The organism is Stenotrophomonas sp. SMYL8, from assembly GCF_036320065.1.
Taxonomy (GTDB): Bacteria; Pseudomonadota; Gammaproteobacteria; order Xanthomonadales; family Xanthomonadaceae; genus Stenotrophomonas; species Stenotrophomonas maltophilia_A.
Genome location: NZ_JAWIRR010000022.1, coordinates 20,294 through 32,709, shown reverse-complemented (window position 1 = coordinate 32,709; position 12,416 = coordinate 20,294). Strand labels below are relative to the sequence as shown.

Below are 12,416 nucleotides of genomic sequence, written 5' to 3'. Positions count from 1 at the left end.
AGGTAGGATCAGCCATCATCCTGGCTCACGACTACTCTGATGCTGCACCCTACCCTGCCGCTGAACGCCCTGCGTGCCTTCGAGGCGGCCGCACGCCACCAGAACTTCACCCGTGCCGCGCTGGAGCTGTGCGTCAGCCAGGCCGCGCTGAGCCACCAGATCCGCGGGCTGGAGGACCGGCTCGGCATCCGTCTGTTCCATCGCCTGCCGCGCGGCGTGGCGCTCACCGAGGAGGGCGCGGCGCTGTATCCGGTGCTCAACGAATCGTTCGAGCGCATCTCGGCCAGCATCGCGCGCTACACCGGTGGCCCGGCCCGTGAAGTACTTACGTTGGGCGTGGTCGGCACCTTCGCCACCGGTTGGCTGCTGCCACGGCTGGCGGCGTTCGAGGCCGCACACCCGGACATCGAGCTGCGACTGCAGACCCACAACAACCGCATCGATCTGGCCGGCGAGGGCCTGGACCTGGCGATCCGCTTCGGTGATGGCGACTGGCAGGGGCAGGCCTGCACGGCAATCCTCGATGCACCCTTCGCACCGCTGTGCGCCCCGGCGTTGGCGCGGCGGCTGAAGCAGCCGCGCGACCTGGGCACGCTACCGCTGCTGCGCTCTTACCGAAGCGACGAATGGCCGCGTTGGCTGCAGGCGGCCGGGGTCAGTGGCGTGGAAGCCCGCGGGCCAGTGTTCGATTCGTCGTTGACGCTGGCGATGGCCGCGATCGGCGGTGCCGGCGTGGCACTGCTGCCACTGCGCATGTTCGAGCAGGAATTGGCCGAAGGCCGCTTGCTGCAGCCCTTCGGCACCACGCTGGAGCTGGGTCGCTACTGGCTGACGCGGCTGCGCTCGCGCGCCGAGCGCGAGCCGGCCAAGCGCTTCCGCGAGTGGCTGCAGGCGCAGGGTTGAAAAAAGGGGACGGAGGGGATTAAGTCGTATGTGCACATACGACTTAATCCCCTCCGTCCCCTTTTTCGCGGAGTCAGGACTCGAGCAGCTCCATCCACGCCGCTTCGGCCTTTTCCAGCTGGGCGGCGGCGGTTTCGCGGTCACGACCAATCACCGCCATGCGGGTGGCATCGGCGTAGTTGGCCGGATCGGCCAACTGGCGGTCCAGCTCGGCCAGCGCGCCTTCCAGCTCGGCCACCTTGGCCTCGGCGGCGGCCAGCTTGTGCGGATTCACCGGCTTCTTCTGCACCACCTGCGCCACCGGGGCGGTCTTGACCACCACCGGCTCTTCCACCTGCTCCATGCGCGCCTTGGTGCCCTGCGCCTGCGGACGGGTGCGCAGCCACGCGGCATACGCATCCAGGTCGCCATCGAACGGCTCGACCACGCCATCGGCCACGCGCCAGTAGGTATCACAGACCAGGCCGATCAGGTGGCGGTCATGCGAGACCATCACGATCGCGCCTTCGAAGGTGGCCAGTGCTTCGGCCAGCGCTTCGCGCATTTCCAGGTCAAGGTGGTTGGTCGGTTCGTCCAGCAACAGCACGTTCGGCTGCTGCCAGGCGATCAGCGCCAGCGCCAGGCGCGCGCGCTCGCCGCCGGAGAAACCATCGACCGGCTCGAATGCACGGTCGCCGGGGAAGTTCCACTTGCCGAGAAAATCGCGGAACGACTGGTTCGGTGCGTCCGGGGCGATCTCGCGGAAGTGCTCCATCGGCGACTGGCCTTCGTGCAGCGACTCCACCGTATGCTGGGCGAAGTAGCCGATCTTCAGGTCCGGGTGCGCCATGCGCTCGCCGACGATCGGCGCCAGCTCGCCTACCAGGGTCTTCACCAGGGTGGTCTTACCGGCACCGTTGGGGCCAAGCAGGCCGATACGCTGGCCCGCTTCCAGGCCGAAGCCGACGTTGTGCAGGATCACCGCGTCCTTGCCGTAGCCGGCCTCGACGTGGTTCAGGCGGATCAGCGAGAACGGCAGCTTGGCCGGCGGCGCGAACTCGATGCGGAACTCGCGCTCGGCGCGCACCGCTTCGGTGCCGGCCAGCTTGGCCAGGCGCTTCATGCGGCTCTGCGCCTGCGCGGCCTTGCTGGCCTGCGCCTTGAAGCGGTCGATGAAGCTCTGCAGGTGGGCACGCTCGGCCTGTTCCTTCTCGTGCGCGATCTGCTGCTGGCGCAGCTGTTCGGCGCGCTGGCGCTCGAAATCGGTGTAACCGCCCGGGTAGAGCTTGGCGCCGCCACCGTGCAGGTGCAGGGTGTGGGTGGCCACGTTGTCGAGGAACTCGCGGTCATGCGAGATCAGCAGCAGGGTGCCCGGATATTTCAGCAGCCACTGCTCCAGCCAGTACACCGCGTCCAGATCCAGGTGGTTGGTCGGTTCGTCCAGCAGCAGCAGGTCGCTTGGCATCATCAGCGCGCGGGCCAGGTTCAGGCGCACGCGCCAGCCGCCGGAGAACGAGGACACCGCGCGGTGGTGGGTCTCTGCCGGGAAACCGAGGCCGTGCAGCAGCTTGCCGGCGCGCGCTTCGGCGTCGTAGGCATTGAGCTCGGCCATCTTCGTGTGCGCCTCGGCCACCGCTTCCCAGTCTTCACGGGCGGTCGCCTCGGCCTCGGCGGCCAGCACTGCGGCCACCTCGATGTCACCGCCCAGAACGAAGCTCAGCGCCGGGTCGGGCAGCGACGGGGTTTCCTGGGCGACGCTGGCGATGCGCACCTTGCCGGGCAGATCAACATCGCCCTTGTCCGCCTCCAGCTCGCCCTTCACCGCCGCGAACAGGCTGGACTTGCCAGCACCGTTGCGGCCGACCACACCCACCCGGTAACCGGCGTGCAGGGTCAGGTCGACATTGGACAACAGCAGCCGCTCGCCGCGGCGCAAGGCGAAATTACGAAGGGAAATCATCGGGGGAGGCGTCCATATAACCAGATGGAATGTGCTGGTGAGCACTGTTCCTGCGACGCAATTCTAGCGTTAACGAATACTTGACGCGTCCCGGGATGCGCGGCGGCCGGCGTTCCTCTCTCCCACGTCCTTGCCGCGCGCGTCCCGGGCTCCCTCCCCCGCCAGTGCCGATCCGGGCTAAATGGTTGCTGCTGCAACGTTTTTTCCGATGACTGGCATTTGACACGCACTGAATATCCCGTTAATTCCTGCTTTGCGCACCGCAACAACCGCCGTCCGCCTCACCCCCGTGATGTCGATTCCGGTGCCGCCCCCGCCAACCGGAGCTCCGTCCCGATGACCCGCAAGACCAGCCTGATCGCCGCCGCCGTCGCTGTCGCACTCGGTGGCTCTCCGTTCGTTGCCGCTGCCCAGCAGGCCGGCACCGCCGCCAACACCCTGGACACGGTGATCGTCACCGGCACCCGCGTGGCCGACCGCACGGTGGCCGAATCGCAGTCGCCGATCGACATCATCACCCCCGAAGCCCTGCAGTCCACCGGCACCAGCGAGCTGGCCACCGCCCTGTCGCGCGCCCTGCCCTCGCTGAACTTCCCGCGCCCGGCGCTGACCGATGGCACCAGCGGTGTGCGCCCGGCGCAGCTGCGCGGCCTGTCACCGGACCAGGTGCTGGTGCTGGTCGACGGCAAGCGCCGCCACACCTCGGCGATGATCAACGTCAACGGCAGCATCGGCCGTGGTTCGTCGGCGGTGGACATCAATGCGATCCCGATCGCCGCCATCGAGCGCGTGGAAGTGCTGCGCGACGGTGCGTCGGCGCAGTACGGCTCGGACGCCATCGCCGGCGTCATCAACATCGTGCTCAAGGGCAGCGGCAGTGGCGGCAGCCTGGCGGTGGACTACGGCCAGTACTCTGCCGGTGACGGCAACAAGTACCAGCTCTCCGGCGATACCGGCGTCGAGTTCGGCAACGGCCGTGGCCGCGTGCACGTGGCTGGCCAGATCAGCCAGCAGGACGAAAGCAACCGCGCCGGCCCGTACCGCGGCACCACCCCGAACACCGGCAACTTCCCGAGCATCGGCCAGAAGACTTTCATCGTCGGCGACCCGCACGTGGATGCGACTGCGGCTTCGGTCAACGCCAGCTTCGATTTCAGCGACCGCGTGACCGGCTACGCCAGCGCGCTGCTCAGCAACCGCGACATCACCTCGTTCGCGTTCTACCGCTCGCGCAACCACAGCGGGCAGAGCGCGCTGCTGGCGCAGACCTACCCGGACGGCTTCGTGCCGGAGATCAACCAGTACTCCAAGGACCGCTCGCTGGTGGCCGGGGTCAAGGGCAACACCGACAACGGCTGGACCTGGGACCTGAGCCTGAACCACGGCGAGAACACCCTCGACTTCCACACCCGCAACAGCATCAACTACAGCCTCGGCGCAACCAGCCCGCGCTCGTTCTACGACGGCACGCTGAAGTACCAGCAGGACATCTTCAATGCCGACCTGACCAAGTCGCTGGACTGGGGCCTGGCCTACCCGGTCACGCTGTCCTTCGGTGGTGAATACCGCAAGGAGAAGTGGGACCAGAAGCCGGGCGAGCTGAACTCGTACACCGGCAGTGGCGCGCAGGGCTTCGGTGGCTTCACCCCGACCAATGAAGTGCATGCCGACCGCCACAACTACGCGGTCTATGCGGGTCTGGAAGCGGACCTGACCGAGAAGTTCTCGGCCGGCATCACCGGCCGCTACGAGGATTACTCGGACTTCGGCGACCGCTTCTCCGGCAAGCTGTCGGCGCGCTACGCGTTCACCGACAAGGTCGCGCTGCGGGCCACCGCGTCCAGCGGCTTCCGTGCACCGTCGCTGGCGCAGCAGGGCTACCAGGCGGTCACCAGCCAGTTCCTCAACGGCGTGTTCGTCGAGCGCGGCACCTTCCCCACCACCAGCCCGGCTGCGCAGGCGCTGGGCGCCTCGCCGCTGAAGGCCGAGACCTCCACCTCCTACAGCCTGGGCCTGGTGCTGCAGCCGGTCGACCGCCTGTACATCACCGTCGACGCCTACCAGATCGACATCGATGACCGCATCGCATTGTCGTCCAGCATCACCACCAACGCCGCCACCAGCGCGCTGCTGGGCACGCTGGGCCTGCCGCAGGTGACCGCGTTCTCGTACTTCACCAACGGCCTGGATACGCGCACCCGCGGTGTCGATTTCGTGTCCAGCTACACGGTGCCCTTCAGCGCCAGCAGCCTGGAACTGACCGCCGCGTACAGCTACAACGACACCGAAGTGCGCCGCGTCGGCGGCACCCCGGCGGTGTTCGGCACGCTGGGCCTGACCCAGTCGCTGATCGGCCGCGATGAGATCGGCCGCATCGAGGACAGCTATCCGCGCGACAAGGCGATCCTGAGCGGCACCTGGCGTTCGGACCACTGGGAACTGGGCCTGGCCGCGACCCGCTACGGCAAATTCACCGTGCGCAACTCGGCCACCGCACTGCGCGACCAGACCTATGGCGACGCCTGGGTGGTGGATGCCTCGGCCAGCTACAAGCCGAGCAGCAACTGGACCCTGACCGTGGGCGCCGACAACCTGCTGGACAAGTACCCGGACCGCACCGAAGACCTGCAGAACTCCACCTTCGGCATGCTGCCGTACAGCAACTACTCGCCGTTCGGCTTCAACGGCGCGTACGTGTACGGCCGGGTCAAGTACACCTGGTAAGCGGTATTGGTAGCGCCGGGCCATACCCAGCGCCGCTCTGGTAGTGCCGGCCGCTGGCCGGCATCCCCTCGCCGCATCTGGAGGAGAGCCCCTTCTTGTTGAAGGGGCGCGCCGAAGGCGGGGGTAGAGGAGAAATGCGCAGGCAAACCCAGGGGGCAGGTGCCTTCCCTGCGGGAAGGGATTTGCCCCCTGGGTTTGCCGCATTTGGCGCATTAGGTGAAAATCGGGGCATCCCCCCGATTTCCTGCGAGTGCCGATGCACCATGACACCGACCTGATCAACATCGTTGCCGTTGGCCTCGGGCTCGCCTTCATCTTCGGCGCGCTGGCCAACAAGCTCCGCTTGTCTCCCTTGGTCGGTTACCTGGTTGCTGGCATCTGCGTAGGCCCGTTCACCCCCGGCTTCGTCGCCGACCAGGCGCTGGCCAACCAGCTGGCCGAGCTGGGCGTGATGCTGCTGATGTTCGGCGTCGGCCTGCACTTCTCGCTGAAGGACCTGATGGCGGTCAAGGCCATCGCCATCCCCGGTGCCATCGGCCAGATCGCGGTCGCTACCCTGCTCGGCTGGGGCGTGGCCTCGCTGATGGGCTGGCCAGCCCTGCATGGCGTCATCTTCGGTTTCTCGCTGGCCACCGCCAGTACCGTGGTGCTGTTGCGGGCGATGGAGGAGCGCCGCCTGCTGGAAACCATGCGCGGCAAGATCGCGGTCGGCTGGCTGATCGTGGAAGATCTGGCCTGTGTGCTGGCGCTGGTGATGATGCCGGTGATGGCCGGTGTGTTCGGCCCCGATGCGGCCAAGGAATCGCACTCGCTGGGCAGCGTGCTGGCCGACATCGGCTGGACCTTCGTGCAGCTGGGCCTGTTCGTGGCGGTGATGCTGGTGGTCGGGCGCCGGGTCATCCCGTGGATCCTCGAACGTATCGCCGGCACCGGTTCGCGCGAACTGTTCACCCTGTCGGTGCTGGCGATCGCGCTGGGCGTGGCGTTCGGCTCGGCGATGCTGTTCGGCGTCTCGTTCGCGCTGGGCGCGTTCTTCGCCGGCATGCTGCTCAACGAATCGGAGCTGAGCCACAAGGCCGCGCATGATTCGCTGCCGCTGCGCGATGCGTTCGCGGTGCTGTTCTTTGTTTCGGTCGGCATGCTGTTCGACCCCAACATCCTCGTCCAGCACCCGTGGCAGGTGCTGGCCACGGTGCTGATCATCATGTTCGGCAAGTCGGCCGCCGCATTCTTCATCGTGCGCGCGTTCGGCCACCCGACCAGCACTGCGCTGACCATCTCGGCCAGCCTGGCGCAGATCGGCGAATTCGCCTTCATCATCGCCGGCCTCGGCGTCGCGCTGCAGATCCTGCCGAAGGAAGGCCAGTCGCTGGTGCTGGCCGGTGCGCTGGTGTCGATCATGCTCAACCCGCTGGTGTTCGGGCTGCTTGACCGTTGGCAGGCCAAGCAGGAGCAGTCGCCCCAGGCCGCCGAGCCGGAAGAGGCCACCGGTCCCTCGCGTGACCTGCATGACCATGCCATCGTCATTGGTTACGGCCGGGTCGGCAGCGAGCTGGCGCAGGTGCTGCGCGATCGTGGCGTGCCGGTGCTGGTGATCGATGACAACAAGGAGCACGTCGAACAGGCGCACGCCAAGGGCCTGTCGGCGATCCGTGGTAGTGCTGCTGCCGACCGCGTGCTGGCCGAAGCGCATCCGGAACGCGCGAAGATTGCGGTGCTGGCGATTCCTCAGCCGCTGGAAGCCGGTGAGGCGCTGGCCAAGCTGCGTGCGATCAATCCGGATCTGACCCTGCTGGCGCGAGCACACAGCGATGCAGAGGTGAAGCACCTGCTGGAGCATGGTGCCGATGGTACGGTGATGGCCGAGCGTGAGCTGGCGTACTCGCTGGCGGAGATGGTGATGTCCACGCCGCCGTATCGCGGGCTGGGACAGCACAGTATTCCGGTGGTGTGAGAGTGTGTGTGCGGCAGGGCTTGCAGCCCTGCACCTGCCGAATCAACTTCAACTGCAACGACAAAAGCAAAAGCTGGCATTCCGTGGGATGGCGGGGCGGGTCCGGTGGCGGGAGACGCCGTAAACCCTTCCATGGGGGCTTGGCCGCGGCATCCATGCCGCGGACACTCCCACCACCGGCCCCCCCCCGCCTTCGACAGATTCCTGCGATCTGTCGGAACGGCGTCCTGCTCTGGTAGGTGTCGACCTTGGTCGACACGGCCGTGCATCTGACCCCGGAAACAAAAAAATCCCCGGTCGACCCGCTTCGACCGGGGATCTGGATCGCCACGTTGCCACTGCCTTGGAGAGGCAGTTCCACCGTAGCGCATCACGGCGCGGGTGGTGATCGCCTGTGGCGATATACACCAAGCGTGCGGCTATCAGGCGCCGACCAGGGCCTGCTCCAGGTCGGCACGCAGGTCCCCGATATGCTCGATGCCGATCGACAGCCGTACGGTGTCTTCGCTGACGCCGGCCTTGGCCAGTTCGGCGGCGTCCAGCTGGCGATGGGTAGTCGAGGCGGGATGGGTGGCCAGTGACTTCGCGTCGCCCAGGTTGACCAGGCGGGTAAACAGCTTCAGCGCATCGAGGAAACGTGCGCCGGCTTCACGGCCGCCCGGCAGGCCGAAGGTCAGTACGCCCGAGCCGTGCCCACCCAGGTAACGTTGCGCGGCGGCATGCTCGGGGTCGTCGGCCAGCCCGGCGTAGCGCACCCAGGCCACCTTTGCGTGTGACTTCAGAAACTGCGCGACAGCCAGCGCGTTGGCGTTGATGCGCTCCATGCGCAGCGCCAGGGTTTCAATGCCCTGCAGGATCAGGAACGCATTGAACGGCGACAGCGCCGCGCCGGTATTGCGTAGCGGCACCACCCGCGCGCGGCCGATGTAGGCCGCCGGCCCCAGCGCTTCGGTATAGACCACGCCGTGGTAGCTGGGGTCGGGCTGGTTGAGCCGCGCGAAGCGCTGGGGTTGTGCAGCCCAGTCGAAGCGGCCGGAATCGACGATCGCGCCGCCGAGGCTGTTGCCGTGGCCGCCGAGGTACTTGGTCAGCGAATGCACCACGATGTCGGCGCCGTGCTCGAACGGGCGCAGCAGGAACGGCGTGGCCACGGTGTTGTCGACAATCAGCGGCACGCCGGCGGCATGCGCGACCTCTGCAATCGCCGCGATGTCGGTGACGTTGCCACGCGGGTTGCCGATCGATTCGACGAACACCGCCTTGGTGCGTTCGTCGATCAGCGCGGCGAAGGCGGACGGATCGGCCGGGTCGGCGAAGCGCGCCTGGATGCCGTACTGCGGCAGCGTGTGCGCCAGCAGGTTCAGGCTGCCGCCATACAGCGCACTGGAGGCAACGATGTTGTCACCGGCCTCGGCAATGGTCTGGATGGCATAGGTGATCGCCGCCTGCCCCGAGGCCAGCGCCAGCGCGCCGATGCCACCCTCCAGTGCGGCCAGGCGCTGTTCCAGCACGTCGGTGGTGGGGTTCATGATGCGGGTGTAGATGTTGCCGGGCACCTTCAGGTCGAACAGATCGGCGCCGTGCTGGGTGTCATCGAAGGCATACGCCACCGTCTGGTAGATCGGCACCGCCACCGCGCGGGTGGTCGGGTCGGGACGGTAGCCGCCATGCACGGCCAGGGTTTCCAGTTGCCACTGCGGGTCGCTCATTGCGCCAGGCTCCATCCGGGGAAACCGCCACCATAGGCCAGTCAGAACCACGCGCTGAAAGCTGCTGGCGATGACGCCAGTACCACCGGTTATCAGGTTGGCCGCGATTCAGGCAGCCGTCATGGGCCGTTGCTAGGCTTCGCCGCCGGGCGCTCCTGCCCGGGCACGGAGGCCCAAGCGCATGCAGTCATCCCCCTGGACACCCGCCGCCAGCGGCTCGCCGACCCCGGTGCTGCTGGTGGAGGACGACCGTCGCCTGGCCGAACTGGTCAGCGACTATCTCCACGAACATGGTTTCGCCGTGCAGCATGTGGCCCGTGGCGACCTCGCCGGTGCGGCCTGCCGCCAGCACGCGCCGGAACTGGTGGTGCTGGACCTGATGCTGCCCGGCCTTGGCGGCATCGATGTGTGCCGGCAGATCCGCAGCTTCTCCGATGTGCCGATCCTGATGCTGACGGCCTGCGAGGACGACATCGAGCAGGTGCTCGGCCTGGAATCAGGCGCCGACGACTATGTGCACAAGCCGATCGAGCCGCGCCTGCTGCTGGCCCGCCTGCGCGCCTTGCTGCGCCGCCGCCATTGCAGCAGCAACACCGGAACCCCCTGCCGCCTGATGCACGGCGAGCTGCTGATCGACCGCATGCAGCGCGAGGTGCATCTGCACGGCCAGCCGGTGGACATGGGCACCACCGAATTCGAGATCCTGTGGCTGCTGGCCAGCCAGCCGGGGCAGATTCTCTCGCGTGACCAGATCCTGCAGGCGGTGCGCGGCATCGGCTTCGACGGGCTGGACCGCAGTGTCGATGTCAGCATCGGCAAGCTTCGCCGCAAGCTGGGCGATGACGCGCGCGAACCGCGGCGGATCAAGACGGTGTGGGGCCGCGGCTACCAGTTCAATCCTTCGTCTTGGTCGGCATGAAGCGGCTGTTCCTGCGCCTGTGGCTGGTGGTCGGCGCGAGCTTCCTGATCACCCTGCTGCTGATCAACGTGATCTTCGATCGCATCTACCTGCCGTTCCAGCAGCGTGTGTTCGCAGAGCAGGTGCGCGGCCAGTTGTATGCATTGCGGCAGGGGTTGGACGGAAAGGACTCCGCCGCCCAGCAGGATCAACTGGCGCAATGGCAACCCCACTATGGCATCGCATTGGCTCTGCTGCCGTCAGCACCGGCCCTCGCGGCCGGCGAACAGGAACAGCTGCAGCGCAACGGGCTCATTTCCCGGCAGAAGTTCGAGATCGTACTGGCGCCGCTTGATCCACTGCATCCCGATGGCCCCTGGCTGCGCCTGCATCTGCCAGGCGAGCCGTCGATGACCCTCTATCTCACCCTGATCGCCTATTCGGTAATGCTGGCCCTGTTCGGGCTGTGCCTGTACGCCTGGGTGCGCCTGCTCTGGCGCGATCTGGACGCGCTGCGCGTGCACGCCGATCGCATCGGTGCCGGCGATCTGCAGGCGCGCGCGCAGGTTTCGCCACGCTCGCAGATACGCGTCATCGTCGACCATTCCAACCGCATGGCCGCACGCGTGGCCGAACTGGTCCAGCGCCAGCGCGACCTCACCCATGCCATATCGCACGAACTGCGCACGCCCATCGCGCGCGTGGCCTTCGGCCTGGACCTGATGCAGGACAGCGACGATCACGAACGCCGTACACGGCTGGCACAGGGGCTGCACGGCGACCTGGCCGAACTCAACCGGCTGGTCAGCGAACTGCTGGCCTATGAGCGTCTGGAGCATCCCGGCGAAGGCGAGCCGATGCAGCGCATTGAAGCCAACGACTGGCTGCAGGCCTGCCTGGCCGATGCACGCCGTGATGCCGAACGAGCCGGCGTGGTCCTGCGCGTGCAGCCCAGTGCGTTGCCGCGGGTGGATGCCGAACCGCGGCTGCTGCAGCTGGCGCTGAGCAATCTGGTAGGCAATGCGCTGCGCCACGCGCGTTCGCAGGTGGAAGTGTCGCTGGTCGGTGTCGGCGGCCGCGCGTGCCTGCGCGTGGATGACGACGGCCCGGGCATCGCCGAGGCCGACCACGAAAAAGTGATGCGCCCGTTCACCCGCCTGGATGACAGCCGCAGCCGCGATACCGGCGGCTTCGGGCTGGGCCTGGCCATCGTCAACCGCATTGCAGCCCGCCACGGTGGCGAGCTGCGCGTCAGCCGCGCCACGCTGGGTGGCGCGCGCCTGGAAATGCACTGGCCGCTGGCTGCCAGCTGAACGCCCACGGGCGCCATTACAGTTGATTACAACTCCCGCACAACTGCGGAGGGATCGGTCGCCGGCATATCGCCACGCTGGCGACCCTGCAGCACTCGCCGGATGCGCGCGCTGCTTTCCTCCCATTGTCGAGAGATTCCATGTCCCAGCTTCGCCGTTCCCCCACCCTGCTCTGCCTGGCCCTGCTGCCGCTGTTCGCCGCGCCGATCGCCCACGCCAAGGATGACCACTGGACCTTCGAGCTCGCCGCTGGTGGTGGCGTGACGCCGCGCTACAGCGGCAGCGAGGAATACCGCGCGACGCCGTCGCTGTCGTTCGATGTCACCTCGCCGGGGGGATGGTTTCTGGGCACCAGTGGCATCGGTTGGGGCACGTCCATCGGCGAGCACACCCGCGTGCGTGCCTACATCGGCGCCAGCGGCATCCGCCGCGACAAGGACTCCCTGCTCGGCGGTTCGGACTTCCTGCGCGGCATGGGTGATATCGATACCCGTCCCCTGGTCGGTCTCACCGCTGGTTATACGCTGGGCGAAGCCGTGCTGAGCGGCTCCTGGCAGTTCACCCGCAAGGACGAGGACAAGGCCGAGAACGGCCTGGCTACCCAGCAGATCCATCTGAATCTGAGCATGCCGCTATTCGACCTGGCCGGTGGCGTGGTCAGCGGCAGTGTTTCCACCGACTACGGCAATCGCGGTTACATGCAGACCTGGTACGGAGTCAGCCCGGAACAGGCGACGCGCACCGGCTTTGCCCAGCACACGCCGAAGGCTGGGCTGGTCAGCGCCGGTCTTGGCCTGAAATGGAGCCACCGCGTGGGCCGCAATGGCAACTGGTACATCTCGGCCGAAGGCACGCGCCTGCTCGGCGATGCGGCCGACAGCCCGATCGTGCAGAAGGCGAACCAGTTCGGCTTGATGAGCGGCTATACGCACCGCTTCTGAGTGAGCGCCGGGCATGGCCCGGCGTACTCCGCAGG

The 12,416-nt window shown here is 67.2% G+C and carries 8 protein-coding genes; 6 read left to right on the top strand and 2 right to left on the bottom strand.

The window, feature by feature from the left end:
* The first annotated feature begins 39 nt into the window (after nt 1-39).
* Nucleotides 40-903, top strand: a complete 864-nt coding sequence (gene ampR, locus V3B25_RS16050; protein WP_201117150.1) for a LysR family transcriptional regulator AmpR — start codon at nt 40-42, stop codon at nt 901-903.
* 73 nt (nt 904-976) lie between these two features.
* Here ampR and V3B25_RS16045 read toward each other — a convergent pair whose 3' ends face one another.
* Nucleotides 977-2,842 (bottom strand): ABC-F family ATP-binding cassette domain-containing protein, encoded by a 1,866-nt coding sequence (locus tag V3B25_RS16045; protein ID WP_043400521.1) that lies wholly within the window; start codon nt 2,840-2,842, stop codon nt 977-979.
* Between the two features lie 336 nt (nt 2,843-3,178).
* Between V3B25_RS16045 and V3B25_RS16040 the strand changes: the two genes are divergently transcribed.
* Together V3B25_RS16040 and ybaL are read left to right on the top strand one after the other, a co-directional pair.
* Nucleotides 3,179-5,566 (top strand): TonB-dependent receptor, encoded by a 2,388-nt coding sequence (locus V3B25_RS16040; RefSeq protein WP_329810997.1) that lies wholly within the window; start codon nt 3,179-3,181, stop codon nt 5,564-5,566.
* Nucleotides 5,567-5,822: 256 nt separating this feature from the next.
* On the top strand, nt 5,823-7,520 hold the full coding sequence (gene ybaL / locus V3B25_RS16035; protein ID WP_329810996.1) for a YbaL family putative K(+) efflux transporter: 1,698 nt from the start codon (nt 5,823-5,825) through the stop codon (nt 7,518-7,520).
* 422 nt (nt 7,521-7,942) lie between these two features.
* On the opposite strand, the gene V3B25_RS16030 is transcribed toward ybaL, so the two are convergent.
* The gene (locus tag V3B25_RS16030) at nt 7,943-9,229 is read right to left on the bottom strand and encodes an aminotransferase class V-fold PLP-dependent enzyme (protein ID WP_329810995.1); all 1,287 of its coding nucleotides are present in this window, start codon (nt 9,227-9,229) and stop codon (nt 7,943-7,945) included.
* Nucleotides 9,230-9,410: 181 nt separating this feature from the next.
* On the opposite strand from V3B25_RS16030, the gene V3B25_RS16025 reads away from it, so the two are divergent.
* The 3 genes from V3B25_RS16025 (at nt 9,411) to V3B25_RS16015 (ending at nt 12,381) form a co-directional block, all read left to right on the top strand.
* Nucleotides 9,411-10,148 (top strand): response regulator transcription factor, encoded by a 738-nt coding sequence (locus V3B25_RS16025; protein ID WP_329810994.1) that lies wholly within the window; start codon nt 9,411-9,413, stop codon nt 10,146-10,148.
* On the top strand, nt 10,145-11,440 hold the full coding sequence (locus V3B25_RS16020; RefSeq protein WP_329810993.1) for an ATP-binding protein: 1,296 nt from the start codon (nt 10,145-10,147) through the stop codon (nt 11,438-11,440). The genes V3B25_RS16025 and V3B25_RS16020 overlap by 4 nt, the downstream gene beginning before the upstream one ends.
* Before the next feature lie 140 nt (nt 11,441-11,580).
* On the top strand, nt 11,581-12,381 hold the full coding sequence (locus V3B25_RS16015) for a MipA/OmpV family protein (protein ID WP_049422954.1): 801 nt from the start codon (nt 11,581-11,583) through the stop codon (nt 12,379-12,381).
* Nucleotides 12,382-12,416: the final 35 nt, after the last annotated feature.